This is a genomic window from Arthrobacter sp. B0427-1-12, assembly GCF_059092905.1.
In genome coordinates this window covers 91,464-115,756 of record NZ_JBNHIC010000007.1, presented here as the reverse complement: position 1 = coordinate 115,756, position 24,293 = coordinate 91,464, and the positions used below count along the sequence as shown (strand labels likewise).

Below are 24,293 nucleotides of genomic sequence, written 5' to 3'. Positions count from 1 at the left end.
AGCTACTGACCTTCGACCCGCTGGTCGCGGCCGGAGGCGACCTTGGAGGACAGGCCGAAGATCTCGATGAAGCCGCGGGCCATGGACTGGTCGAAGGTGTCGCCGGTGTCGTAGGTGGCCAGGTTGAAGTCGTACAGCGAGGTGTCGGAGCGGCGTCCGGTGACAACGGCGCGGCCGCCGTGCAGCTCCATCCGGATCTCGCCGGAGACGTACTTCTGGGTGTCCTCGATGAAGGTGTCCAGGGAGCGCTTCAGCGGGGAGAACCACTGGCCGTCGTAGACCAGTTCGGTCCAGCGCTGGCCGACCGTCTTCTTAAAGCGGGCCTGCTCGCGCTCGATGGTGACGTTCTCGAGCTCCTTGTGCGCGGCGATCAGGGCCATGGCACCGGGGGCTTCGTAGATTTCGCGGCTCTTGATGCCGACCAGGCGGTCCTCGACGATGTCGATGCGGCCGATGCCCTGGCGGCCGGCGCGGATGTTCATCCTCTGGATGGCCTCCAGCGGGGTGACGGGGGTGCCGTCGATGGCGACCGGAATGCCTTCCTTGAACGTGATGACGACCTCGTCCGCTGCCGGGGTGAACGTCGGATCGTCCGTGTAGTCGTAGACGTCCTTCGTCGGACCGTTCCAGATATCCTCCAGGTAGCCGGTTTCGACGGCGCGTCCCCAGACATTCTGGTCGATCGAGAACGGGTTCTTCTTGGTGGTCTCGATCGGCAGGCGCTTCTCCTCGGCGAAGGCGATGGCCTTGTCGCGGGTCAGGGCAAGGTCGCGGACCGGGGCGATGCATTTCAGGTCCGGGCCCAGGGTCTGGATGCCGACCTCGAAGCGGACCTGGTCATTGCCCTTGCCGGTGCAGCCGTGCGCGACGGTGGTGGCGCCGAATTCGCGGGCGGCCTTCACCAGGTGCTTGACGATGACCGGCCGGGACAGCGCGGACACCAGCGGGTAGGCGTCCATGTAGAGGGCGTTGGCCTTCAGCGCCGGCATGCAGTATTCGGCGGCGAATTCGTCGCGGGCATCCGCGACGTACGCCTCGACCGCACCGCAGCCCAGGGCGCGCTGGCGGATGGTCTCCAGCGACTCGCCGCCCTGGCCGACGTCGACGGCGACGGCGATTACTTCGGCACCGGTGGCTTCGCCGATCCAGCCGATGGCCACGGAAGTGTCGAGCCCGCCGGAATAGGCCAGCACAATGCGTTCGGTCACGGAATTGCTCCTTGTTCTATCTGTCGTAATTCGTTACTAGGTTAGTGGTTTTGCCGCCGCTGCGCCGCCGTCTTCAGCCGACACCCCAGGCGGGCGGGCCGCAGTCACGCCGACTCGTCCGCCAGCTGCAGGAATTTGGCGGCCACGTCTGCGCCGCCGGCCGGCTCGCGGCAGACCAGCAGGACGGTGTCGTCCCCGGCGATCGTCCCCAGCACCGCGGGGATGACCGAATGGTCGATGGCGGAGGCCAGGAACTGCGCGGCGCCGGGCGGGGTACGCAGCACCACCAGGTTCGCGGAGGCTTCCGCGGTGACCAGCAGTTCGGCGCAGAGCCGGGCGAGCCGCGCGTCGAGGACTTCCTGGTCCACTTCCGCCTGCGGTGTGCGGTCCGCCCCGACGGAGGGGACGGCGTAGACCAGCGCGCCGGAGCTGCCCCTGACCCGCACGGCACCCAGCTCCACCAGGTCCCGCGACAGGGTCGCCTGGGTGACCTGCACGCCGTCGGCGGCGAGCAGGACCGCCAGTTCCGCCTGCGAGCGCACGGCCTGCCCGGTCAGGATCGCCGAGATGCGCGCCTGGCGGGCGGTCTTGGTGGCCGGCATGGTCGTCATGGTCGACGGAACCTTCAGCGGGTTCCCGACGGGGTCCCCGGCCTGTCCTCTGGCTGCGCCACCGGCTCCAGCGAGGCAAGGCCGGACTTGCCCATCAGCCAGGTCATCAGCGCCTTCTGGGCGTGCAGGCGGTTTTCCGCTTCGTCCCAGACCACGGACTGGGGTCCGTCGATGACCTCGGCCGCGATCTCGTAGCCGCGGTAGGCCGGCAGGCAGTGCAGCACGATCGCGCCGTCGGCGGCCTGGGCCAGCGCGGCGGCATCCACGGTGTAGGGCTTGAAGATTTCGGTACGGGCCGCTTTCTCGGCTTCCTGGCCCATCGAAATCCAGGTATCGGTGGCAACGACGTCCGCTCCGGCCAGGGCCTTGCCGGCGTCCGTGGTGACCAGGACCGAGCCACCGGTTTCCGTAGCGCGGGCTTCTGCCGCGGCCACGACGCCGGCCGCCGGCAGGTAGCCCTCCGGGCCTGCGATGCGCACGTGCATTCCCGCCGTCACGCCGGCCAGCAGGTAGGAATTCGCCATGTTGTTGGCGGCGTCGCCCAGGTAGGTCATGGTGAGCCCGGCCAGTTCGCCCTTGTGCTCCCGGACCGTCAGCAGGTCGGCCAACAGCTGGCAGGGGTGATAGTCGTCGGACAGGGCATTGATCACCGGCACCCTGGAGTGGGCGGCCATCTCCTCCAGACCGGCCTGGGCATAGGTGCGCCAGACGATGGTGGACACCATGCGCTCCAGCACCTTGGCGGTGTCCGACACGGATTCCTTGTGGCCCAGCTGCGATTCGCCCGAACCGATGACCAGCGGCACGCCACCCAGATCCGCGATGCCAGTGGCGAACGACACCCGGGTGCGGGTGGAGGTCTTGTCGAAGATGACGGCCACCGTCTGCCGGCCGGTGGTCGATCCGGCGTACGGCTGCCACGCGAAGCGGTCCTGCTTCATCTTCAGCGCCAGGTCCAGCACCTCGGCCTGCTCAGCGGGCAAAAGGTCGGTATCGACAAGGAAATGGCGGGTCATGCGGTAGCTCCAATAGCGGTATCGATGAGCCGCGGCAGCGCCGCGATGAAAGTGTCCACCTGGGACTTGGTCAGGATCAGCGGCGGGGCCAGGCGGATGGTGGAGGGGCCGGGGCTGTTGACGATGAAACCGTCCTCCAGCCCGGCGTTGACCAGCTGCGCGGCGACCGGCTGGTCCAGGTCGAAGCCGATCAGCAGGCCCTCGCCCCGCACCTCGGTGACGTGTCCGACGCCGGCCAGCCGCTCCCGCGCATAGGCGCCGGTTTCACGCACATGCTCCAGGAGGTCCTGGTTCTCGATGGTGTGCAGGGTGGCGAGTGCGGCCGCAGTGGCCACCGGGTTGCCGCCGAAGGTTGTGCCATGCTGCCCCGCGGACAGGAGGGAGGACACCTTGTCCCCAATGGTGACCAGCGCGCCGATGGGGAATCCCCCGCCCAGACCCTTGGCCAGCGTGATCGCGTCCGGCAGCACACCTTCGCTGGCCAGCCACCGGCCGGTCCGGCCGATGCCCGTCTGGACTTCGTCGAAGATCAGCAGCGACCCTGCGGACTTGGTGGCTTCACGCGCCGCGGCCAGATAGCCCTCGGGCAAGGGACGCACACCGGCCTCGCCCTGGATGGGTTCGAGGAAAACGGCTGCGACGGTATCATCCACGGCGTTGCGCAGCGCCGCGATGTCACCGAAGGGAATGAACTCCACGCCGCCCGGAAGCGGCTCGAACGGTTCACGGTAGGCCTGCTTGGCCGTCAGCGCCAGTGCCCCCATGGTCCGTCCATGGAAGGCTCCTTCCAGTGCGATGATGCGTCGGCGCTTGCCGGAGGAGTTGCGCCGGGCCAGCTTGAAGGCCGCCTCATTAGCCTCGGTGCCGGAGTTGGCGAAGAACACCTTGGAGCCCTCCGGCGCCTGCGAGATCTCCAGCAGTTTTTCCGCCAGAGCAATCTGCGTGGGGCTGGTGAAGAAATTCGAGACGTGCCCCAGCGTGGCCAGCTGGCTGGTGATGACCGAGGTCACGAAGGGATGCGCGTGGCCCAGGGCGTTGACGGCGATGCCGCCGAGCAGGTCGAGGTATTCGTTGCCGTCGGCATCCCACACCAGGCACCCGGCGCCGCGCACCAGGACCCGCTGCGGCGTGCCGAAGACACCCATTAGCGAATGTGTATACCGCGACAGCCATTGGGCGCCGGTGGCGTGTTCGGACACGAGCGCACCGACCGTGGGCCGTGCGACCAGTTCACTCATGATTCGTTCTCTTCCTCGTCGGGCACTACCTGGGTGCCGATCCCGGCGGCAGTGAAGATTTCCAGCAGCATTGAATGGGCGCTCCGCCCGTCAACAATGTGGGCGCGGGCCACGCCGTTGTCCACGGCCTTCAGGCAGGCATCCATCTTGGGGATCATCCCTGACTCCAGGGACGGCAGCAGGTCCCGCAGCTGGGAGGCTGTCAAGGAGGACACCAGCGACGACTTATCCGGCCAGTCGGAGTACAGGCCCTCGACGTCGGTGAGGATGACCAGCTTCGACGCGTGGAGGGCCGAGGCCAGGGCTGCCGCCGCGGTGTCTGCATTGACATTGAGCACCTGCTGCGTGGCTTCGCCGTCGTGCCGGATCTCCGGAGCCACGGTGGAGATGACCGGGATCCGGCCCGCTTCAAGGATGTCCAGGATCGCGGACGGATTCACGCCGACTACCTCCCCGACCAGGCCCAGGTCCACTTCCTGCCCGTCGACAACAGTGCCGGTCCGCTCCGCCTGCAGCAGGCCGCCGTCCTCTCCGGACAGTCCGACGGCGTACGGACCGTGGGAGTTGATCAGCCCGACCAGCTCCCGCCCGACCTGCCCGGTCAGCACCATGCGGACCACGTCCATGGCGTCCGGTGTCGTGACCCGCAGGCCGCCCTTGAATTCGGATTCGATGCCGAGCCGGTTGAGCATCGCGTTGATCTGCGGGCCTCCCCCGTGCACCACGACCGGACGGATCCCCACGTGGTGCAGGAACACGATGTCCTCGGCGAAGGCGCGGCGCAGGTCATCGTTGACCATGGCGTTGCCGCCGTACTTGACCACCACGGTGGTGCCGGCAAAGCGCTGGATCCATGGCAGGGCCTCGATCAGGGTCGCCGCCTTGTCCTGGGCCTGGCGCATGGATGCAGTCACAGTCATTTTCTCCTAGCTGCTGTACGCGGAATTCTCGTGGACGTAGTCGTGGGTCAGGTCATTGGTCCAGATCGTGGCACGTTCGACGCCGGCACTAAGGTCAATCTCGACGGTCACGTCCCGCGGGCCAAGGTCCACGAGGTCGCGGGAATCGCCGATGCCGCCGTTGCGGCAGACCTGGACGCCGTTGATCGCAACGTTGAGGCGGTCCGGTTCGAAGACGGCGTCGGTGGTTCCGACCGCCGACAGGACACGTCCCCAGTTAGGATCCTTGCCGAAGATCGCCGTCTTGAACAGGTTGGAACGCGCGACGGCGCGGCCCACCACCTCCGCGTCCCGCTCGCTGGCCGCATTGAACGTAGTGATCGCAATATCATGGCTGGCGCCTTCGGCGTCCCGGATCAGCTGCAGGGCCAGATCGGTGCAGACCTCGGTGAGTCCGGCGGCGAATTCCGCACGGTCCGGAACCACGGAGCTGGCGCCGGAGGCCAGCAGCACCACGGTGTCGTTGGTGGACATGCAACCATCCGAATCCGCCCGGTTGAAGGACACCCGGACCGCCTCGCGCAGCGCAGCGTCCAGATCCGGGGCCGGCAGGTCCGCGTCGGTGGTCAGCACGACCAGCATCGTGGCCAGGCCCGGCGCCAGCATCCCCGCGCCCTTGGCCATGCCGCCAATGCGGTAGCTGCCTGCACCCTCGGCGCCCGGGCTGCTCCAGCCGGACTGCTTGGAGACGGTATCGGTGGTGATGATCGCGGCGGCAGCTTCAGCGCCGCCGTCGTGCTTCAGCGCCGCTGCAGCGGCCTCCACGCCCGGCAGGACCTTATCCATCGGCAGCTGCTCGCCGATCAGGCCGGTGGAGCAGACCACCACGTCGCCGGCGGAGACGCCCAGCGCCTCGGCAGTCTTCTCCGCCGTGGCATGCGTATTCTGGAAACCCTGGGGCCCGGTACAGGCATTGGCACCGCCGGAGTTCAGCACGACCGCATCCGCGCGGCCGTCGGTGAGGACCTGCCGGGACCAGTGCACGGGCGCCGCGGCAACCCGGTTGGACGTGAACACCGCGGCGGCCGCCTTGGCGGGGCCATCGTTGACCACCAGCGCCAGGTCCGGTTTCCCGGAAGCCTTCAGGCCGGCGGTGATGCCCGCGGCGCGGAACCCTTGGGGGCCGGTGATGCCTGCACCCTGGGCTGGATCTGTCACAACCGTCACGGTGCTACTCCTTGCATGGTCAGGCCCGCGGTTTCCTCGAAACCCAGGGCGATGTTCATGGACTGCACGGCACCGCCGGCGGTGCCCTTGGCCAGATTGTCGATCACGGCGGTGACGATGACACGGCCGGCATGCGGATCCAAGGCCAGCTGCATCGCCACGTGGTTGGAACCCAGGACCGCCTTCGTATGGGGCCACTGGCCCTCGGGAAGCAGGTGGACGAACGCCTCGCCGTCGTAGGCCTTGGCCCAGGCGCTGCGCAGCTGCTGGGCCGTGGCACCGTTCCGGACCCGGGCGGTGGCGGTGGTGAGGATGCCGCGGGCCATCGGCGCCAGGGTCGGGGTAAAGGAGACCTTGACAGGCTCTCCGGCCGCAGCGGACAGGCCCTGTTCGATCTCGGGTGTATGCCGGTGCCCGCCGCCTACACCATAGGGGCTCATGCCGCCCATGACCTCGGAACCAAGCAGGTGCACCTTCGCCGATTTGCCCGCGCCGGAGGTGCCGGAGGCGGACACGATGACGACGTCCTCCGGCTCCAGCAGCCCGGCGGCAAAGCCCGGCGCCAGGGCCAGCAGCGAACCGGTGGGATAGCAGCCGGGGACTGCGATGCGCCGCGCCTGCTTCAGCTTCTCCCGGTGGCCCGGCAGCTCCGGCAGGCCGTACGGCCAGGTGCCGGCGTGCGCCGAAGCATAGAACTTTTCCCACGCTGCCGGGTCTTCGAGCCGGTGGTCGGCGCCGGCGTCGATCACCAGCGTGTCCGCCGGCAGCTGGGCCGCGATTTCCGCGCTGGCCCCGTGCGGCAGGGCAAGGAACACCACATCATGACCGGCCAGGTTTTCAACGGTGGTGTCGACCAGCACCCGGTCGGCCAGCGAGTGCAGGTGCGGCTGCAGTTCACCCAGCCGGGAGCCCGCATTGCTGTGGGCCGTGATGGCGCCGATGGACACCTCTGGATGGGCCGCCAGCAGGCGGAGGACTTCACCGCCGGCGTAGCCGCTGGCACCGGAAACAGCCACTGAAATCGTCATGGGACCCACTATAACAGCAAGAATATTCATTGCAGTAAATATTTATGCATCGGCACCTGTGCCATACACGACAGTACCCACTCAGCCACATTGTCCACGGCTGACTCTACGATGGGAAGCGGCGCAACCGATGTTTCATACTTCCCGAAGAGGAGCCCTCCATGAGCAGAGCGATTGTTGCGGCGGAACCAGGAGGCCCGGAGGTACTCCGGCTCGTGGACGCCGAACTCCCCGTTCCCGGCCCGGACCAGCTGCTGGTCAAAGTCGCGGCCACCGGCGTGAACTTCATCGAGACGTACGAACGCAGCGGTATCTACAAGATCCCGTTTCCCTACACTCCCGGCACGGAGACCGCCGGGACCGTGGTGGAGACCGGTTCCGGCGTCCGGGACTTCGCCGTGGGCGACCGCATCGCCACCGCAGAGGCCGCCAGGACTTACGCCGAATACGCCGTGGTCGACGCGGACAAAGCCCTGCCCGTCCCGGACAGCGTTTCCGACGAAACCGCCGGAGCCATCCCGCTGCAAGGCATGACCGCGCACTACCTGTGCAACTCCACCTTCAAGGTGGAAGCCGGCCATACGGTCCTCACGCACGCCGGAGCCGGCGGCGTGGGACTGCTGCTGACACAGCTGTTGAAGGCCAAGGGCGCCAAGGTCATCACGACGGTATCCACGGACGAAAAGGAGGCCCTGGCCCGCGAGGCCGGGGCGGATGAGGTCCTGCGCTACGACGGCTTCGCGGACCAGGTCCGGGACCTGACCGGTGGTACCGGCGTGGATGTGGTGTTCGACGGCGTGGGCAAGTCCACCTTCAATGAGTCCCTGGCCAGTCTGCGCACCCGCGGCATGATGGTGCTGTTCGGCGGCGCATCCGGGCAGGTCCCGCCGTTCGACCTGCAGCGGTTGAACGCCGGCGGTTCCCTGTTCGTCACCCGGCCCAAGCTCAAGGACCACCTGCTGACGGCCGAGGAACGCCGCTGGCGTGCCTCGGAATTGTTCCAGGCGGTGTCCACCGGAGCGCTGCGGGTCCGGATCGGCGCCAGCTACCCGCTGGCCGACGCCGCCCGGGCCCACGAAGACCTCCAGTCGCGCCGGACCACCGGCAAACTCCTGCTCATCCCCTAGCAGCACCAACAATTCATCCGACAACTCTGCCCAACACTCAAGAGACAAGAAATACTGACTACGTGACTGTCCACCTCCCCCAACTGCCGGGGTTACATGCAGTGCCACCACCGCGGACGCTGATCGATATCCTGACTCAGTCCGCCCAGGAGAATCCGGACGCGTCCGCGCTGGACGACGGCGAAGGAAGCCTCAGCTACAGCGAACTTCTGGACGCCGTCCGCGACAAGGGCCGCGAACTGCACCTAGCCGGCCTGGGCGCCGGGGACAAGGTCGGCATTCGGATCCAGTCCGGCACCCGCGAGCTCTACATCAGCATCCTGGCGGTGCTCATGATCGGTGCCGCCTATGTGCCGGTGGACGCAGACGATCCGGACGAACGCGCCCGGCTGGTGTTCACCGAAGCGAAGGTGGACGGCATTCTCCGCACCGGAGGAAAGATCAGTGTCGGCAAGGACAAGCCCGCGCCCTTCCCGCACCCGCGGATGCCCGCCGGGGAAGACGATGCCTGGATCATCTTCACTTCCGGCTCCACCGGAACGCCCAAGGGCGTCGCTGTGTCCCACCGTTCCGCTGCCGCATTCGTCGACGCCGAGGCGCGGATCTTCCTGCAGGAGGATCCGCTGGGACCGAATGACCGCGTGCTGGCCGGCCTGTCCGTGGCCTTCGATGCCTCCTGTGAGGAAATGTGGCTGGCCTGGCGCCACGGTGCCTGCCTGGTGCCGGCGCCACGCTCGCTGGTGCGCAGCGGCATGGACCTCGGCCCGTGGCTGGTGAGCCGCGGCATTACGGCCGTGTCCACCGTGCCGACGCTGGCCGCGCTGTGGCCTGCGGAGGCCCTGGAGTCCGTGCGCCTGCTGATCTTCGGCGGCGAGGCCTGCCCACCTGAACTGGCCCAGCGGCTGGCGGTCGAGGACCGCGAAGTATGGAACACCTACGGCCCCACGGAAGCCACCGTCGTCGCCTGTGCCGCCCCGCTGGGCGGCCCCGGTCCGGTGCGCATCGGCCTGCCCCTCGACGGCTGGGACCTCGCCGTCGTCGACAAGGACGGCGTTCCGGTCGCCGAAGGCGAAACCGGTGAACTCATCATCGGCGGCGTTGGCTTGGCGCGCTATCTGGATCCGGCCAAGGACGCCGAGAAGTACGCGCCGATGGAGACCCTGGGCTGGGAGCGGGCCTACCGCAGCGGCGATCTGGTGGTCTTCGATTCCGCCGGCCTGCTGTTCGTCGGCCGCGCCGACGAACAGGTGAAACTGGGCGGCCGCCGGATCGAACTGGGCGAAATCGATGCCGCGCTCCAGGCCCTGCCGCGCGTCTCCGGCGCAGCCGCAGCGGTCAAGACGACGGCGGCCGGCAACCAGATCCTGGTCGGTTACCTGGCTGCCGCGGAGGGCGAAGCGTACGACGTGGAATCCGCCCGTGCCGAGCTGCTGACCAAGCTGCCCGCCCCGCTGGTACCACTGCTCGCCGTCGTCGATACACTACCGACCAAGACCAGCGGCAAAGTGGACCGCAATGCGCTCCCGTGGCCGCTGCCCGGCGCCGCGGAGGACGAGGCCGCCGGCAGCCTCGACGTCGACGATGAGAGCCGCTGGATCCTCGAGCAGTGGGGCTCGGTCCTGGGCACCCAGGCCGCGTCCCTCGACGCGGATTTCTTCGCCCACGGCGGCGGCAGCCTGGCCGCCGCCCAGTTGGTGTCCGCGCTGCGGCGCCGCTACCCCACCATCACCGTGGCGGACATCTATTCGCATCCGCGCGTCGGCGCCCTGGTGGAAGCCGCCAAGGCGTCGCTGCCCAACGGGCCGGCGGCGCCGGTTGCTGAACGGACCGTCCGCCGGACGGCCCGCAGGACCCAGGTGGTCCAGACGCTGCTGGGCATTCCGCTGTTCATTCTCGTCGGAATGCGCTGGATCACGTACCTGATGGCCATCAACAACGTGCTGGCCGGATTCGGAGTGCTGACCGGAGCCCCGGTGGTGTCCTGGTTGTGGGTTGCCGCCCTCTGGCTGGTCTTCGCCAGCCCCTGGGGACGCATGGCGATCTCGGTGGCGGCGGCCCGCCTGCTGCTGCGCGGCCTGAAGCCGGGCAGCTACCCGCGCTCCGGGCGGGTGCACCTCAAGCTGTGGCTGGCCGAGCACATCGCCGAATTGGCCGGTGCCGTGAGTCTGGCCAGTGCGCCCTGGGTGCCGTACTACGCCCGCGCCCTCGGTGCCAAGATCGGCCCCAACGTCGACCTGCACTCCATGCCGCCGGTCACCGGCATGCTCTCCCTCGGTGCCGGCTGCTCGATCGAACCGGAAGTCGATCTGTCCGGCTACTGGATCGACGGCGACTGGGTCCGCATCGGCAGGATCCAGGTCGGCGTCGGCGCTACCGTGGGCGCCCGCAGCACCCTCATGCCCGGCTCCCGGATCGGCGCCGGTGCCCATGTTGCCGCAGGATCCGCCGTGTCCGGCAAGGTCAAGGCGGGAGTGCAGTTCTCCGGTTCGCCCGCGGTCCGTGTGGGCAAGGCGAAGCCGGCATGGCCCGAGGAGCCGATCCAGCCCAGCCGCCTCTGGACGGGTGTCTACGCCGTGGCCTCGGCCCTGCTGGCGCTGATCCCCTACGTCAGCGCGGCCGGCGCCGTAGCCGTCTTCGGCTGGGCGGTGCGCGGACACGAGACTCTCAGTGCCGCCGTCGTTCCTCTGCTGGCGGCGGTGCCGCTGGCCACGATCGTCTGGTTCCTGCTGAACCTGCTGCTGATCGCCGGCACCACCCGCCTGCTGGGGCTTGGGCTGCGTGAGGGGTACCATCCGGTCCGCAGCCGGATCGGCTGGCAGGTCTGGGCTACCGAACGCGTCCTGGACATGGCACGGGACCTGCTGTTCCCGATCTACGCGAGTCTTGCCACGCCCGCCTGGCTGCGGCTGCTGGGAGCCACCGTGGGCAAGGGCGTTGAAGCCTCCACGGTGCTGCTGGTGCCGAAGATGACCACGATCGGCGACGGCGCGTTCCTGGCCGACGACACCATGGTTGCCTCCTACGAACTCGGCGGCGGCTGGATGAAGGTGGCTCCGGCGAAGGTGGGCAAGCGCGCGTTCCTGGGAAATTCGGGCATGACGGCGGCCGGCCGCCGCGTGCCGAAGAATTCGCTGGTGGCCGTGCTGTCGGCGACGCCCGCAAAGGCCAAGGCCGGCACCTCCTGGCTGGGCAGTCCGCCGGTCCGGCTGCGCCGCACGGCCATCGCCTCGGACACCAGCCGCACCTTCGAACCGCCGACCCATCTGAAAATCGCCCGCGGGCTCTGGGAGCTGTGCCGTTTCATCCCCACAATGCTGACCGTCGCCATCGCCGCAGGCGTGCTGGCAGTGTTCGACTGGATTGCGGTATCGACCAACTACCTGGTCGCCATCGCAGCAGGCGGACTGGTCATGATGGCCGCCGGCGCAACCGCGGCCGCCGCCGCCGTCGCCGCCAAGTGGCTGCTGGTGGGACGCATCCAGTCCGGGGAACATCCGCTCTGGAGTTCCTTCATCTGGCGCAACGAAGTGGTGGACGCGTTCATCGAAATGGCGGCCGCCCCGTGGTTCGCCCGCTCCGCCGGCGGCACGCCGGCACTCGTGTGGTGGCTGCGGGCCATGGGCGCCCGGATCGGCCACGGCGTCTGGTGCGAAAGCTACTGGCTGCCGGAGGCGGACCTGGTCACCCTCGGCGACGGTTCCACCGTCAACCGGGGCTGCGTCGTCCAGACCCATCTGTTCCATGACCGCATCATGGCCACGGACACGGTCACCCTGGCCGCAGGCGCCACCATGGGTCCGCACGGGGTCATCCTCCCGGCGGCTTCGATCGACGCCGGTGCCACGGTGGGACCGGCTTCCCTGGTCATGCGCGGCGAGTCCGTGCCCGCGTCCAGCTACTGGATGGGCAACCCCGTGGCCCCGTGGAACTACGCGGTTTCATGAGTCCAAAGAAGGCAAACGGAAGCACCGGTCCGTGGATCCCGGACCCCTACATCAAAGACTCCGGCTCCCCGGACTTCCGGATCATGCACTACGACCTGGAGCTGGACGTCCGGCTGGCCAGCAACCGGCTGGCCGGCCGCGCCGTCCTGACCGGCCGCGCCGCGGAGAAGCTAGCGAAGTTCGAGCTGGATCTGAACGGCATGAAGGCGTCCAAGGTCCAGGTGAACGGCACCAAGGCGCAGAAGTTCTCGCACCGGAACGGCAAGCTGGTCATCACCCCGAAGAACGCCGTCGGCGCCGGATCGGACCTGCTGATCGACGTCCGCTATGAGGGCAACCCCTCGCCGAACAGGGGACCGTGGGGTGACGTCGGCTGGGAGGAGCTGGAGGACGGCGTGCTGGTCGCCGGCCAGCCCAACGGTGCGTCCTCCTGGTTCCCCTGCAACGACCATCCCAGCCAGAAGGCCACCTTCCGGATTGCCGTGACCACCGACGCCAACTACCGGGTGGTCTCCAACGGCCGGCTGGCCAGCCACGCGCGCAAATCCCGCGGCGATACCTGGGTCTACGAGCAGCCTGAGCCCATGGCCACCTACCTGGCCACGGTGCAGATCGGCCGGTACGAGCTGCACACGCTGGCCGGCGGCAAGGGGGCCGGACCCGCGCAGCTGGCCGCCGTGCCCGCGGAACTGGCCAAGGAGGCCAAGCGGGGGCTGAGCCGCCAGAAGCACATGATGAAGGTCTTCTGCGAGGTCTTTGGTCCGTATCCCTTCGGCAGCTATACCGTGGTGGTCACCGAGGACGAACTGGAGATTCCGCTCGAGGCGCAGTCCCTGTCCGTGATCGGGCGCAACCATCTGGACCGCAGCTGGGATTCGGAACGCCTGATCGCCCACGAGCTCTCCCACCAGTGGTTCGGCAATTCACTGACGCTGTCCACGTGGAAGGACATCTGGCTGCACGAAGGCTTTGCCTGCTACGCGGAATGGCTCTGGTCGGAGGCCTCCGGATCAACGGAAACCACGGCGCGGGCCAAGGAAGCCTGGCAGAAGCTGCGCCACGAGCCGCAGGACATCGTCGTCGGTGACCCCGGTCCGGACCTGATGTTCGACGACCGTGTCTACAAGCGCGGCGCCCTGGCCGTCCACGCCGTCCGGCAGGAGGTCGGCACGCACCGCTTTTCCGTCATGCTCCGCAAGTGGATCGCGAAGAACCAGCATGGCTCCGTGACCACGGAGATGTTCCTCGACCATCTGGACGCACAGTTCAGCGACATCCGCGGCTTCTCCGCCACGACATTGCTGGAGCCTTGGCTGTTCCAGGCGCGGCTGCCCGACTGGCCGTGGAACTAGCCGCCCTACCCGGCATCAGCGGTAGGTGACGCTGACGGCGCAGGTATCCTGGCCGCCGTCGGGCGCGCCCACCACCGCCCAGGAGGCAGCGAACGACGGCGGCAGGCCCAGCGTGTGTGCCGGCAGCCCGCCCAGGCGGACCTGCCCCGGATGCGCTGCTTCCGCGGGCCAGGCCGTCAGCTCCGCGCGTCCGGCGGTGCCGGTGCCCACCCCGGAGGGATCCGTCCGCAGCCCGGTTCCGGTGGCCTTCAGAACCGCTTCCTTGCGCGACCAGAACTCCGCCCGCAGCCGCGCCCTGGCTCCGCGGCGCCGGCGGCGGCGCACCTCGGCGGCCTCGGCTTCAGTGAGCATGACAGTGTCGATGGCTGTCCCGTCCGCGAAGGCAGCGGACGCGGAATCCTCCACGTCCACGCCCAGCCCCAGCCCGGGGTCCGAGACAGCCAGCAGCAGCCAGCCCCCGCTGCGGGAGAAGCTGACCGACGCCGGGACCACCTCCCCCTGGTGCCGGTAGCGCGGCCGGCCGTGGCCGCCGTCGTTGCCTTTGAGGCAGCCGGGACAGTCGAAGTCCGCCGCCAGCTCCTGTTCCGGCAGCCCGAGGCAGGCAGCCAGTTCCCGGCGCACCGCCAGCCGCCCGGCGAGGAAGTCCCGGCGGGCCTGCCCGTCCATTAGAGTTTGCGCCCTGTTCAATTCCGGTGCAGTGAGTGTGGACACGCTGTCCATCGGCACTTCCGCCAGAAGCCGGGCAACTACAGCAATCTCAGGCATTCCGGCTCCCAGGAAATCAAGCGCCGAAACCTCAGTTTTTGCTGGATTTGACCTCTCAAATCAGCAAGAACTGAGGTTTCGGCGTTAGAAGGGCTAGCGCTGGACGGCGCCGAAGCGCTCCGCGGCCAGGGCCACCGCCGCAGCCCGGGCTTCGGACGCTTCGTCTGCCGTCAGGGTGCGGTCGTTGGCGCGGAAGCGCAAGCCGAAGGCCAAGGACTTCTTCCCCTCGTCGATACCCTTGCCCTGGTAGACGTCGAACAGCGCCACATCCTCGAGCAGCTCGCCGGCCCCCTCGCGCAGGGTTTCCAGCACGGCGTCGGCCGCCACATCGGCGGCAACCACCAGGGCAACATCCTGGGTTGCCAGCGGGAACGTGGAGATGTGCCTAGCCACGATCACATCCGCGGCGGCGTCGAACAGCTTGTCTGCGTCCAGCTCCAGCGCCACCGACCGCGGCGGCATATCCATTTCGGCCAGGAGCTTGGGATGCAGTTCCCCGGCGAAGCCGACTAGCTCGCCGCTGCGCAGCGACAACTGCGCCGTGCGGCCCGGGTGGAAGGCCTGGTGCGTTCCCTGGCTGACCACCAGTTCAACACCGAGCACATCCCCCATCAGCCGCGCGACATCCAGCGCATCGGACCACTCCCACAGCCGCGGCGTGTGTCCGGCACCGGCGGGTGAATCGTGGCCGGTCAGGACCGCGCCCACGTGCAGAGGCTGGGCGGGCAGGCCCTCATACAGCGCATCAAGCACGTCGTCGGCGGGCCTGGCCCCCAGCGGCGGGATGGTCTCCGTGCCCAGTTTGCCGTCCGGCAGGAACACCAGACCGGCTTCGAACAGCGCCAGGTCGCGGAAGCCGCGGGAGTGGTTGCGCTTGGCTGCCTCAATCAGTCCGGGCAGGATGCTCGTGCGCAGGTAACCGTGGTCATCGCTGAGCGGATTGGCCAGCTTGACCGCAGTACGGACGGCGCCCGCCTCGGGAGTCCCGAAGGTGTCATTGGCGGCCTTGGTAACAAACGGGTAGGCCAGGACCTCGGTCAGGCCGGCGTCGGCCAGCGCCTGCAGAAGGCGCCGCCGCTGCTGCTGTACGCGGGTCAGGCCGCGGCCGGGAGGCGCCACGGGCAGCCGGGACGGGATCTTGTCGTAGCCGACCAGCCGGGCGATCTCCTCGGTCAGGTCCTCCTTGGTTTCCAGGTCCTGCCGCCAGCTCGGCGCAGTCACCCGGTAGCCGCCGTCGCGCTTTTCAACGGCCGCACCCAGGTCCGTCAGCGAACCGACGATCTGCTCCTCGGTGAAGTCGATGCCGATGCGCTCGGCGGCGAAGCCGGCCGGCAGGTCAATGACGACGGCGGCAGGTTCCGTGCCGACGTCGGTCACCGCGGCGTCGGCGGTGCCGCCAGCCAGTTCGACCAGCAGGTCAACGGCGCGCTGCGCCGCCTCGTCGGCGACGTGCCAGTCCACCCCGCGCTCGAAGCGCTTGGACGCCTCCGACGGCAGCTTGTGGCGGCGGCGGGAGCGGGCGATACTCACTTCCTCGAAGTGCGCGGCTTCGACCAGCACGTTGACGGTGCCGTCCGAGACCTCGGTAGTGGCCCCGCCCATGACGCCCGCGATGCCGATCGGACCGGAATCGTCGGTGATCAGCAGGTCCTCGGCGTCAAGCGTACGCTCCTTGTCATCCAGGGTCCGCAGCTTCTCCCCCGGCTTGGCACGGCGCACCACGATGGCCCCGGACAGCTTGTCCTGGTCGTAGAAGTGCAGCGGCTGGCCCAGCTCCAGCATGACGTAGTTGGAGATATCCACCACCAGGGAGATGGAGCGGATGCCTGCCAGCCGCAGGCGGGAGGACATCCAGGTCGGCGTGGGCCGGGTCGGGTCCACGCCGCGGACCGTCCGGGCGACGAAGCGGTCGCAGCCGGGCTTGCCGTAGATGGGCGACTGGTCCTCGAGGCGGACCGGGAAGCCCTCGCCTTTGGCGGCGGGAACAACGACGGCTGCAGCCGGGTCCGTGAACTGCGTTCCGGTGGCGTGGGCGTACTCACGTGCGACGCCGCGGATGGAGAAGCAGTAGCTGCGGTCCGGGGTGACGTTGATTTCCGCGGCCTGGTCGTAGAGGCCGAGCAGTTCCATTGCGTCCGTGCCGACCTCGCCGTCCAGGCCCAGGGACTTGAGCGTGAGGATGCCGTCGTGGTCCTCGCCGATGCCCAGTTCGCGGACGGAGGCGATCATGCCTTCGGACAGGTGGCCGTAGGTCTGGCGCGGGGCGATCCGGAAATCGCCGGGCAGCACGGCGCCGGGGAGGGTGACCACTACCTTGTCGCCCTCCTCGAAGTTGTGCGCGCCGCAGACGATGCCGTGGATGTGGTTGCCGCCGTCGGCCGCCTCCTGGCCCTCGGGGGCCACCTGGACCTGGCACCAGTTGATGGTTTTGCCGTTGCTCTGCGGTTCCTTGACCACGGAGAGCACTTGGCCGACCACGATCGGACCCTGCAGGGAATCGGTGGGGCGGTGGACGTCTTCTTCCTCCAGGCCGACCTTTACCAGCTCGGCCATAACGTCCTCGGCGGTGGCGTCCGCCGGTACCTGCGCGAACTCACGCAGCCATGAAAGGGGGATTCGCACTTAGATCTCCATCCCGAAATGCTCGCTGAAACGTACGTCGCCTTCGATCATGTCGTGCATGTCGCTGACTTCGTTGCGGAACATGAGCGTGCGTTCCACGCCCATGCCGAAGGCGAAACCTGAATAGACCTCCGGGTCGATCCCGGCGGCGCGCAGCACGTTGGGGTTGACCATGCCGCAGCCGCCCCACTCGATCCAGCGGGGACCGCCCTTGGCGCCCGGGTGCCAGATGTCCAGCTCGGCGGAGGGTTCGGTGAACGGGAAGTAGTTCGGGCGCAGCCGGATCTGCGCTTCGTCGCCGAACATCTGGCGGGCAAAGTGCTCCAGTGTGCCGCGCAGGTCCGCCATGCTCAGGCCCCTGTCGATGGCCAGGCCTTCGAACTGGTGGAAGACGGGGGTATGGGTGGCATCCAGCTCGTCGGTGCGGAAGACCTTGCCCGGGCACAGCACGTAGATGGGCACCTCCCGTTCCAGCATGGAGCGCACCTGGACCGGGGAGGTATGCGTGCGCATCAGCAGGTGCGCGCTGGGCGGCTCCACGAAGAAAGTGTCCTGCATTTCACGGGCCGGGTGGTCCGGCTTGAAGTTCAGGGCATCGAAGTTGAACCACTCCGATTCCACCTCGGGGCCTTCGGCGATCTCCCAGCCCATGCCCACGAAGATGTCGCTCACGCGGTCCTGCAGCGTGGACAGCGGGTGGCGGGCGCCGGCGCGCCGGCGGCGCGGAGCGGCGGTGACGTCCACCGCCTCTTCCACCAGGATCCTGGCATCCCGCTCGGCTTCAAGCTCGGTGGTGCGGCCGGCGAGCGCCTTGTTGATCCGGCCGCGGGCCGGGCCCAGGACCTTGCCGGCGGCGGCTTTCTGGTCCTTGGGCAGCTTGCCGATTTCGCGGTTGGACAGGCTCAGCGGCGACTTCTCCCCCGCATGCGCCAGGCGCACCGTCTTCAGCTCATCGAGATCGGCGGCGGCTGCGATATCGGCCAGTGCGCGGTCGACCGCAGCATTGACCGCGGCATCGTCCAGCGGACTGGGCACCGCGGCCTCGGCGGCAGTCTCGTGTGGGGTCAGTGTCCCCTGGGTGGAGTCAGACATTTATTGTTCTTACCTAATGTCGGTGGTGGTTCGTCCCGCGACCTGGTGCTGCAGTGGTCCTGGGACCGGGAAGAGGCAGGCCCTACGGTCCTGCCCGGCATTTCCAGTCTAGTTGACAGCGGCCGGGCACTTGCCACGGGGCGGGACAGCACCGTCAAGTACGACGGCGGCTGGTTACCATGGGCTGCATGGGAGCCGGCCTGCGTTTGAGAATGGTCCTGAACTGGCTGAATCTGTCCACGCCGCTGGGACTGCTGCTGGCCGCCGGGACGCGGTGTGTCGTGGTGCGCGGCACAGACGGGCTGATCTATGCCTGTGGCTACCGCCCCAAGCTTCCCCTCGCCGGTGCCTTCGCCGTCGGGAACGTGGTCCTGTTCCGCGCGGGCCCGGACTATCCGCCGGCCCATCCTGTGCTGGTCCGGCACGAGGGTCGGCACAGCACCCAGTACGCCGCCTGCCTGGGGCTGCCGTTCCTGCCCCTGTACTTCCTGGGCATGCTGTGGTCCTTCCTCCGCACGGGTGATCCGGCATCGCGCAATCCGTTCGAGCGGTGGGCCGGCCTGGCCGAGGGCGGGTATGTCGAGCGTCCGGTCCGTCCGCTGCGTCAGCGCCGCCGGCCGGCGGCTGCGCCGCCGATTTCGTTGACCAGCACGCTCCACAACTGTCCGGACGGCAGCGGCGTCAGTCCCACACCGCCGTCGACCTTGCCGAAGCGGTAGAAACCGGACGCTGCCGCGTTGATCAGGCCGGCCCGAAAACCGCCCGGTGACATCGCCACGGTGTAGACCGCCCAGGGCTCATGCCACATGCGCAGGAAGCGGGAGTCAGCCTCCGCCGGCGCGGGCGCCGTATCGTCCGCGATCCGGGCCTCGAGCACCGCTGCCGGGAGCACCCCCGGTTCGCCCGCGATCGACCACGCCGGGCCAAGTCCCAGCCACTGGCCGACGGCCGTTGGAATGGATTCGTGGCCCACGAAGTCCAGCTGCATCAGCTGGCTGTTGACCGGCTCGCCGCGCCGGGCGGCAGCCAGCAGCGCGTGGTACGACGGTCCTGCCGCCACCAGCGCACCGGACTCGCCGATCCACAACTGCAGCCCCGTGCGCAGGCTTCCCAGCGAGCCGCTGAGCTGCACGCCCGCGGCCGCGGAACGGGCAGGTCCGGCCAGGAATTCGCCTTCCCGGGTCAGTTTTCCCGTGACCGTCATCAGCCCGGCCTCCGCGAGCCGGTCGATCGGCTCCTCCTGGCCGCTCAGCTCGAACCTTCCGAGCTTGCCTTTAGGGGCAGCCTTGAACAACAGCTGCAGGGCCGCCAGGTCCACCCACGGGCCGCCGGAGGTGTACGGCTGCTTGGCCGAAATTCCGGACAGCACTTCCAGCTCCTCCTGGGCAATGCCGGAGGTCCACTCATCCAGCCGGGGCTGCTTGGGGGGATAATCCGTCATGGTCAGCGTCCTCCCGCAGTTTCCGAAGTGAACTCCACGGACGACGCCATGAAGGTGAACAGCTGCGCATAACTCTGCAATTGCGGCACGGTACAGCTGAAGGTCAGTTCAACGGCCCGGCCGGAAACGGCAAAGATGTACTTGTTGACGTAGATGCAGCGGCCCTCAGCCTCATAGGTGAATTCCAGGCTGCGCGCCGGCACAGCGGCCGTCGGCCAGAGGTTGACCGCGATCATGTACACGTTGGGCAGGTCCGCCATGGCGGAGGCAATGGACCAGGTGGACAACTGCTGGATCGTGGCATCCGTGGCCTCGCTGCGGATCACCGCATTGGCACGGAAGGTGCCCTTGCCCGCCTCCGGTGCGGCGAGCGCGAAATCAACCTGTTCCTGCTGTACCGGCTGCCAGTTGATGGGGTGCCGCAGGCGCAGCACGCCGGCGTTGATCACCGGGTAATCATCCATTGGAAGTTCCGCCACCTGTTATCCCCACCACGCTTTCTCTCCGGGTCGTGCGAACTCGTTCCGGTCCGCCCCGCGCGCTTCCCATTCACGGTACCAGCGCGGCCGCATGAACTTCGGCAGCCAGAAAACGGCCATGATCGTGATCCACGTCCCGGCTATGCCGAGGATCATCAGTATCCGCGCCGGCCACACCAGATCCACCTCGGCCGCAAGGGCAGCAACCGGGAACAGCAGAAACGCCAGGCCGGCGTACAGCATTGCGAAGCCGAAGTACCGCCAGTTGAGGATGTCCCTGACGAGCCAGCGCTTCCACCGGCCGGTGTAGGCGGCCAGGCCAAGGCTGGTGAAGAGCAGTCCCGCGACGGCTGCTAGCCCCATATGGATTCCCACATTTCCTTGGCCGCTTCGCCCAGGAACTCGCCCGCGCTGCTGCCGACGATGCCTCCCACGAGACCGCCGATCACCGCTCCTGCGGCCGCTCCGACCGGGCCGCCGAGCGCCCCTATGGCGGCGCCGGCCTGGGCGCCTGCCCAGGCGCCAGCTGCGCCTCCGGCCAGGGATAATCCTCCCACGACGGCAACATTGGCCCCGGCACTGGCTGCCCGCTGGCCGGTATCCCACTCCGGGTGCGCCTGCAGGTCTTCGTTCCACTGGGCGCTGCCCTCGTCCCAGACGGTGATTCCGGCGTCGAGGGCAAACAAGCCTTTGCCGGCGAACCGCGCCCAGCCGGGCGGCGAAGCCATTTCCGGATCCGCCACAAGGCGCGTTCCCGGTTCGTCGAACGCCGCCATGCTGATAGGCGTCTGCGCCCTGATCTGCGGATCGGCGGCGGAGCCTGCTTCAACGGCGATGCCGAAGGGCAGGGTGACGTACTTCTTCCCGTCGGGGCCGATGAAGTCATGGACCAGTTCGTCCACGTGCAGCGGAGCCCCGGGTGGCCAGGTCAGCGGCGCTCCGTCCTCCAGCGGGTACAGCTGAGGGTCTTTTGGCGTGTAGAGCCGCTGGTGGTGGACCCGGTCCACCACGTCCTCGGCAAGGCCCGTGTACGTTCCGAAGGCGTCGGTGCTCAGGAAACCCGGCGTGGGAGCCTGGGCGAATGCCGCGTTGATCGCGCCGGCGCAGCGCAGCTCGGCCGCGTCGTAGTCGGCCAGCAACGTGTTGATCCGCTCCTGCAGCGCCCAGTAGGTTCCGGCATCCGGTTCCTCCGCCGTCAGTTCGGCGGTGTTATGGCTGCCGATATCCGCCATCAGGGCCGTGCGGCGGGTCAGCAGCCCGCGCACGTCCTCGGCGAAGTCCTTCAGCGCCCCGCCCACCACCTCCGCCACCCGCTTGGCTTCGTTGCCATGCTCGCGGACCTGGTCGAACGCCGAGAGCACCTGCTCCTGCTCCGGGGCGTGGTAGACCGCGGCCAGGCCGGACCACGTGGTTTGCGCGGTCTGTGCTGTCTCCTGCATGTCCGATGCACCGGTGATGATGGTGTCGGCATGCCCTGCCAGGGTGCCGGGATCCGCCCACTCAGGAAACGTCGCAGTGACCTGCGTCATTGGCCGGATTCCTCACTGGTTTCGGGGGTCTTCGCCGCCTGCTGCTGGGCGTTCCCGGCCATCTCCAGGTCACCCCTGACGTAATGGTCCACCGCTTCGGACGTGGCGTTGGCCGCGTTCGCCGCCCGGTCGCGCGCCCACTGGGCCTGGCCGACGATGCCCAGGGAGGCCGCGCTGTACAGTGCGTCGGAGATCCTGGAGCTCTTGCTGGCTGCGGCCGCATCCTCGATGGCGGTTTCCAGCTGAGTCTTCAGGGATTCCAGAGCCAGGTACTCCTCCACCGTCTTGCTGATGATCGTGCGCGCCAGCGCCGCATCGATGTCCCACTTGGCCACAGGCCCTCCTCGCAATCTTCTCGCTTGCCACCGTAGCGCAGCCCGATCACGGCGCTCCATTCGGTGGCATGGGGAGAAGTACCCATGCCACGGCGCAGCAGGCCTCCACTGAGGTCCGAAACTATGTTCTAATAGCTTTTATGAGATGGGAAGGCCAGGAAACAAACGTTCCCGCCGAAACGGCGCTCCTGCCCCTGCAGGGCCTGGTCCGAACCGTCAGGACCCCGGAATTCGCCGGGGTGACGTTCCATGAAGTGCTGGCCAGGAGCGTGCTCAACCGCGTGCCGGCGACCTCCGCCATGCCCTTTGAATGGACCATCAACCCCTACCGCGGCTGCAGCCACGCCTGCGTCTACTGCTTCGCCCGCAAAACCCACACGTACCTGGATCTGGATGCGGGACTGGATTTCGACAGCCAACTGGTGGTGAAGATCAACGCCGGAGACGTGCTCCGGAAGGAAGTCGCGAAACCTTCGTGGCAGCGGCACCACGTTGCCATGGGAACCAACACGGACCCGTATCAGCGGGCCGAAGGCCGCTACCGCCTGATGCCGGACATCATCAAGGCGCTGGCGGACTCGGGAACACCGTTCTCCATCCTCACCAAAGGGACGCTGCTGGCCCGGGACATCCCGCTGCTTAAGGCTGCCCGCGAAAGTGTCGACGTCGGCATGGGCATTTCCCTGGCACTGATCGATCCGGCGCTGGCGCGGGCGGTGGAACCGGGGACACCGGCACCGAAGGCGCGGCTGGAACTGATCAGCCGGCTGCGGGACGCAGGGCTGCCCTGCGCCGTCATGGCCATGCCGATCCTGCCCTGGCTGACCGACGGGGACGAGGCCCTCGACCATTTGTTCGGCAGCCTGGCGCAGGCCGGAGCCACCGGCGTCACAGCCGGGGCCCTGCATCTACGTCCCGGCGCGCGGGAATGGTACATGCAATGGCTGACGTCCGAACATCCGCGGCTGCTCGGACCCTACCGGCGCCTGTACCGCGGCGGCGCCTACGCCTCGAAGGAGTACCGGCAGTGGCTGGCCGGACGGATCAACTACTTCCGGAGACGCCACGGCTTCAGCAGCGGCGCCCGGTTTATCCGCGACACCGGCACAGCGGCGGCGGATGCCGGCATGCCGGACGCTGCCGCCCAGCCGACGCTGTTCTGAGCGCAGGCTCAGCCGCTTTTGCGCCGGAAGTCCCGCTTGTGGCTCTCCGGACCATGGGCGTTGTTGATTTTGGCCGGCCCCGCGGCCCGGACGGACGCGTGGCGGCGTTCGTTCTTCTGCTCCAATGCCTCGCGGAACTTGCGTTTGATCTCCTCAGTGTCTGCTGCAGCCTCGGGATCACCGTCTGACTCTTTGACCATGCCGCCTGTCTCCTCACTCCCCTTGTCGATGCGCTCACCAAACGGCGCGCCCACTCATTGTTGCGCCCACCAGTTGGATTCAGCCAGTCTGCCACCCTGCAGCTGGCATGACCAGCATCACCCGCTGCGAACCTGCCTGTACTTGCCCGAAGCGAGGCGGGTGCCGTTAGGCTCAAGCCATGGTCAACCTTGAACTGGCAGCTCCCGTTTTTCCCGTTCTCGATATCAACCGTTCGATCGCCCATTACCGTGCGCTCGGATTCGATGTGACCCCTTTCGACGGCGACGAGGCCTACGCCTATGCCCGCCGCGGAGCCGTTCGGCTTCATTTCTGGGAAGCCCCAGGCCTGGATCCGGCCGAGAACTTCGCCTCCGCCTTCATTTACGTGGACGATGCGGATGCCCTGGCCGCTGAGTGGCAGGCCATTTCGGCAGCATCGGAATATGACTGTCCCACCAGCGCGCCCGTTGACACGGACTATCAGCTGCGTGAAGGAGCGCATGTAGATCCGGACGGCAACCTGATGCGGTTCGCCCACCGGCTGTAGCCACAGCCTCAGGCTGCCGCCAGCAGCGCCTTGACGATCGGGAAATCCGCCGGAATCCACGGCAGGTCCAGGACGTCAGCGGGTGATCCAAGGTCCAGCCAGCGAAGTTCGTCGTGGTCCTCCAGCGGCTGAGGCGTGCCGGCGTCGATCTCGGCGAACCAGACCCGCATCGCAGCAGTGTCGTTCAACGGCCAGCCCTGCGCCAGCGGACCGGCGACCTCGGCGCCCAGCCGCACCCGGATCCCCAGCTCTTCAACCAGTTCCCGGCGCAGTGCCGCCTCGCAGCCTTCGCCGGGCTCCACTTTGCCGCCCGGGAATTCCCACAGCCCGGCCAGCTGCACGGGCGCGCTGCGGCGTGCAGCCAGAAGCCGCGACGGCGCGGCGAGGGAATCGACCACGGCGCCGCCGACGATCTGCTTGAGCCTCATGTCCTGGGAACGCAGTTCCGAATCGGTGATGTCCACGCTCC

At 68.0% G+C, this 24,293-nt stretch carries 23 protein-coding genes; 6 read left to right on the top strand and 17 right to left on the bottom strand.

Going from position 1 to position 24,293, the window contains the following annotated elements; translation table 11 throughout:
- Nucleotides 1-2: 2 nt before the first annotated feature.
- The 7 genes from AC5RWU_RS07365 to argC all read right to left on the bottom strand — a co-directional run bounded on the left by AC5RWU_RS07365 (nt 3) and on the right by argC (nt 7,227).
- Nucleotides 3-1,208 carry an argininosuccinate synthase gene (locus AC5RWU_RS07365; RefSeq protein ID WP_494028700.1) on the bottom strand — a complete coding sequence of 402 codons (1,206 nt, stop codon included), beginning with the start codon at nt 1,206-1,208 and terminating at the stop codon, nt 3-5.
- Between the two features lie 104 nt (nt 1,209-1,312).
- The gene (locus AC5RWU_RS07360; protein ID WP_494028701.1) at nt 1,313-1,819 is read right to left on the bottom strand and encodes an arginine repressor; all 507 of its coding nucleotides are present in this window, start codon (nt 1,817-1,819) and stop codon (nt 1,313-1,315) included.
- Nucleotides 1,820-1,833: 14 nt separating this feature from the next.
- Nucleotides 1,834-2,835: an ornithine carbamoyltransferase gene (gene argF, locus AC5RWU_RS07355; RefSeq protein ID WP_494028702.1), complete on the bottom strand. Its 1,002-nt coding sequence runs from the start codon at nt 2,833-2,835 to the stop codon at nt 1,834-1,836.
- Nucleotides 2,832-4,073 (bottom strand): acetylornithine transaminase, encoded by a 1,242-nt coding sequence (locus tag AC5RWU_RS07350; RefSeq protein WP_494028703.1) that lies wholly within the window; start codon nt 4,071-4,073, stop codon nt 2,832-2,834. The genes argF and AC5RWU_RS07350 overlap by 4 nt, the downstream gene beginning before the upstream one ends.
- Nucleotides 4,070-4,993, bottom strand: a complete 924-nt coding sequence (gene argB / locus AC5RWU_RS07345; protein WP_494028704.1) for an acetylglutamate kinase — start codon at nt 4,991-4,993, stop codon at nt 4,070-4,072. Before argB ends, AC5RWU_RS07350 begins: the two co-directional genes overlap by 4 nt.
- A gap of 6 nt (nt 4,994-4,999) precedes the next feature.
- On the bottom strand, nt 5,000-6,199 hold the full coding sequence (gene argJ, locus AC5RWU_RS07340; protein ID WP_494028705.1) for a bifunctional glutamate N-acetyltransferase/amino-acid acetyltransferase ArgJ: 1,200 nt from the start codon (nt 6,197-6,199) through the stop codon (nt 5,000-5,002).
- Nucleotides 6,196-7,227, bottom strand: a complete 1,032-nt coding sequence (argC, locus tag AC5RWU_RS07335; protein WP_494028706.1) for an N-acetyl-gamma-glutamyl-phosphate reductase — start codon at nt 7,225-7,227, stop codon at nt 6,196-6,198. The genes argJ and argC overlap by 4 nt, the downstream gene beginning before the upstream one ends.
- Nucleotides 7,228-7,388: 161 nt before the next feature.
- Between argC and AC5RWU_RS07330 the strand changes: the two genes are divergently transcribed.
- From AC5RWU_RS07330 to AC5RWU_RS07320, 3 genes are all read left to right on the top strand, one after another.
- A complete protein-coding gene (locus tag AC5RWU_RS07330) occupies nt 7,389-8,354 on the top strand; it encodes a quinone oxidoreductase family protein (RefSeq protein WP_494028707.1) in 966 nt (321 codons plus the stop codon).
- Between the two features lie 62 nt (nt 8,355-8,416).
- A complete protein-coding gene (locus AC5RWU_RS07325; RefSeq protein ID WP_494028708.1) occupies nt 8,417-12,298 on the top strand; it encodes a Pls/PosA family non-ribosomal peptide synthetase in 3,882 nt (1,293 codons plus the stop codon).
- Nucleotides 12,295-13,650: a M1 family metallopeptidase gene (locus AC5RWU_RS07320; RefSeq protein WP_494028709.1), complete on the top strand. Its 1,356-nt coding sequence runs from the start codon at nt 12,295-12,297 to the stop codon at nt 13,648-13,650. Before AC5RWU_RS07325 ends, AC5RWU_RS07320 begins: the two co-directional genes overlap by 4 nt.
- Nucleotides 13,651-13,665: 15 nt before the next feature.
- Here the strand turns inward: AC5RWU_RS07320 and AC5RWU_RS07315 are convergent, their stop codons facing one another.
- From AC5RWU_RS07315 to pheS, 3 genes are all read right to left on the bottom strand, one after another.
- Nucleotides 13,666-14,415, bottom strand: a complete 750-nt coding sequence (locus tag AC5RWU_RS07315) for a 4'-phosphopantetheinyl transferase family protein (protein WP_494028710.1) — start codon at nt 14,413-14,415, stop codon at nt 13,666-13,668.
- A gap of 93 nt (nt 14,416-14,508) precedes the next feature.
- Nucleotides 14,509-17,037: a phenylalanine--tRNA ligase subunit beta gene (gene pheT, locus AC5RWU_RS07310; protein ID WP_494028711.1), complete on the bottom strand. Its 2,529-nt coding sequence runs from the start codon at nt 17,035-17,037 to the stop codon at nt 14,509-14,511.
- Nucleotides 17,038-18,129 (bottom strand): phenylalanine--tRNA ligase subunit alpha, encoded by a 1,092-nt coding sequence (gene pheS / locus AC5RWU_RS07305; RefSeq protein WP_494028712.1) that lies wholly within the window; start codon nt 18,127-18,129, stop codon nt 17,038-17,040. It abuts the gene before it with no gap.
- Between the two features lie 212 nt (nt 18,130-18,341).
- Here pheS and AC5RWU_RS07300 point away from each other — a divergent pair, with 212 nt between their 5' ends.
- Complete coding sequence (locus AC5RWU_RS07300; RefSeq protein ID WP_494036947.1) at nt 18,342-18,848, top strand: hypothetical protein; 507 nt, start codon at nt 18,342-18,344, stop codon at nt 18,846-18,848.
- Here the strand turns inward: AC5RWU_RS07300 and AC5RWU_RS07295 are convergent.
- Genes AC5RWU_RS07295 through AC5RWU_RS07275 form a run of 5 tightly spaced genes read right to left on the bottom strand, consistent with a single transcriptional unit; the run spans nt 18,734 to nt 21,913 of the window.
- A complete protein-coding gene (locus AC5RWU_RS07295) occupies nt 18,734-19,570 on the bottom strand; it encodes a hypothetical protein (RefSeq protein ID WP_494028714.1) in 837 nt (278 codons plus the stop codon). The genes AC5RWU_RS07300 and AC5RWU_RS07295 overlap by 115 nt on opposite strands.
- Before the next feature lie 2 nt (nt 19,571-19,572).
- Nucleotides 19,573-20,034 (bottom strand): hypothetical protein, encoded by a 462-nt coding sequence (locus AC5RWU_RS07290; protein ID WP_494036946.1) that lies wholly within the window; start codon nt 20,032-20,034, stop codon nt 19,573-19,575.
- An 18-nt stretch (nt 20,035-20,052) separates the two neighbouring features.
- Nucleotides 20,053-20,412 (bottom strand): hypothetical protein, encoded by a 360-nt coding sequence (locus AC5RWU_RS07285; RefSeq protein ID WP_494028716.1) that lies wholly within the window; start codon nt 20,410-20,412, stop codon nt 20,053-20,055.
- Nucleotides 20,403-21,578, bottom strand: a complete 1,176-nt coding sequence (locus AC5RWU_RS07280; RefSeq protein ID WP_494028717.1) for a hypothetical protein — start codon at nt 21,576-21,578, stop codon at nt 20,403-20,405. Before AC5RWU_RS07280 ends, AC5RWU_RS07285 begins: the two co-directional genes overlap by 10 nt.
- On the bottom strand, nt 21,575-21,913 hold the full coding sequence (locus AC5RWU_RS07275; protein ID WP_494028718.1) for a DUF6507 family protein: 339 nt from the start codon (nt 21,911-21,913) through the stop codon (nt 21,575-21,577). Before AC5RWU_RS07275 ends, AC5RWU_RS07280 begins: the two co-directional genes overlap by 4 nt.
- Before the next feature lie 140 nt (nt 21,914-22,053).
- Between AC5RWU_RS07275 and AC5RWU_RS07270 the strand changes: the two genes are divergently transcribed.
- Nucleotides 22,054-23,076, top strand: coding sequence for an Rv2578c family radical SAM protein (locus AC5RWU_RS07270; RefSeq protein ID WP_494028719.1), 1,023 nt, complete (start codon nt 22,054-22,056; stop codon nt 23,074-23,076).
- An 8-nt stretch (nt 23,077-23,084) separates the two neighbouring features.
- Here AC5RWU_RS07270 and AC5RWU_RS07265 read toward each other — a convergent pair whose 3' ends face one another.
- Nucleotides 23,085-23,276: a DUF5302 domain-containing protein gene (locus tag AC5RWU_RS07265; protein ID WP_494028720.1), complete on the bottom strand. Its 192-nt coding sequence runs from the start codon at nt 23,274-23,276 to the stop codon at nt 23,085-23,087.
- Between the two features lie 179 nt (nt 23,277-23,455).
- Between AC5RWU_RS07265 and AC5RWU_RS07260 the strand changes: the two genes are divergently transcribed.
- A complete protein-coding gene (locus tag AC5RWU_RS07260) occupies nt 23,456-23,824 on the top strand; it encodes a bleomycin resistance protein (RefSeq protein WP_494028721.1) in 369 nt (122 codons plus the stop codon).
- A gap of 8 nt (nt 23,825-23,832) precedes the next feature.
- On the opposite strand, the gene AC5RWU_RS07255 is transcribed toward AC5RWU_RS07260, so the two are convergent.
- Nucleotides 23,833-24,252: a (deoxy)nucleoside triphosphate pyrophosphohydrolase gene (locus AC5RWU_RS07255; RefSeq protein WP_494028894.1), complete on the bottom strand. Its 420-nt coding sequence runs from the start codon at nt 24,250-24,252 to the stop codon at nt 23,833-23,835.
- Between the last annotated feature and the right edge of the window lie 41 nt (nt 24,253-24,293).

What these genes read in the sequence shown, in the direction of transcription:
- AC5RWU_RS07360 (WP_494028701.1), bottom strand. Translation starts at nt 1,819, where the DNA reads ATGACGACCATGCCGGCCACCAAGACCGCCCGCCAGGCGCGCATCTCG.
- argF (WP_494028702.1), bottom strand. Translation starts at nt 2,835, where the DNA reads ATGACCCGCCATTTCCTTGTCGATACCGACCTTTTGCCCGCTGAGCAG.
- AC5RWU_RS07350 (WP_494028703.1), bottom strand. Translation starts at nt 4,073, where the DNA reads ATGAGTGAACTGGTCGCACGGCCCACGGTCGGTGCGCTCGTGTCCGAA.
- argB (WP_494028704.1), bottom strand. Translation starts at nt 4,993, where the DNA reads ATGACTGTGACTGCATCCATGCGCCAGGCCCAGGACAAGGCGGCGACC.
- argC (WP_494028706.1), bottom strand. Translation starts at nt 7,227, where the DNA reads ATGACGATTTCAGTGGCTGTTTCCGGTGCCAGCGGCTACGCCGGCGGT.
- AC5RWU_RS07330 (WP_494028707.1), top strand. Translation starts at nt 7,389, where the DNA reads ATGAGCAGAGCGATTGTTGCGGCGGAACCAGGAGGCCCGGAGGTACTC.
- AC5RWU_RS07320 (WP_494028709.1), top strand. Translation starts at nt 12,295, where the DNA reads ATGAGTCCAAAGAAGGCAAACGGAAGCACCGGTCCGTGGATCCCGGAC.
- AC5RWU_RS07315 (WP_494028710.1), bottom strand. Translation starts at nt 14,415, where the DNA reads ATGCCTGAGATTGCTGTAGTTGCCCGGCTTCTGGCGGAAGTGCCGATG.
- pheS (WP_494028712.1), bottom strand. Translation starts at nt 18,129, where the DNA reads ATGTCTGACTCCACCCAGGGGACACTGACCCCACACGAGACTGCCGCC.
- AC5RWU_RS07300 (WP_494036947.1), top strand. Translation starts at nt 18,342, where the DNA reads ATGGTCCTGAACTGGCTGAATCTGTCCACGCCGCTGGGACTGCTGCTG.
- AC5RWU_RS07295 (WP_494028714.1), bottom strand. Translation starts at nt 19,570, where the DNA reads ATGACGGATTATCCCCCCAAGCAGCCCCGGCTGGATGAGTGGACCTCC.
- AC5RWU_RS07290 (WP_494036946.1), bottom strand. Translation starts at nt 20,034, where the DNA reads ATGGATGATTACCCGGTGATCAACGCCGGCGTGCTGCGCCTGCGGCAC.
- AC5RWU_RS07285 (WP_494028716.1), bottom strand. Translation starts at nt 20,412, where the DNA reads ATGGGGCTAGCAGCCGTCGCGGGACTGCTCTTCACCAGCCTTGGCCTG.
- AC5RWU_RS07280 (WP_494028717.1), bottom strand. Translation starts at nt 21,578, where the DNA reads ATGACGCAGGTCACTGCGACGTTTCCTGAGTGGGCGGATCCCGGCACC.
- AC5RWU_RS07270 (WP_494028719.1), top strand. Translation starts at nt 22,054, where the DNA reads ATGAGATGGGAAGGCCAGGAAACAAACGTTCCCGCCGAAACGGCGCTC.
- AC5RWU_RS07265 (WP_494028720.1), bottom strand. Translation starts at nt 23,276, where the DNA reads ATGGTCAAAGAGTCAGACGGTGATCCCGAGGCTGCAGCAGACACTGAG.
- AC5RWU_RS07260 (WP_494028721.1), top strand. Translation starts at nt 23,456, where the DNA reads ATGGTCAACCTTGAACTGGCAGCTCCCGTTTTTCCCGTTCTCGATATC.
- AC5RWU_RS07255 (WP_494028894.1), bottom strand. Translation starts at nt 24,252, where the DNA reads ATGAGGCTCAAGCAGATCGTCGGCGGCGCCGTGGTCGATTCCCTCGCC.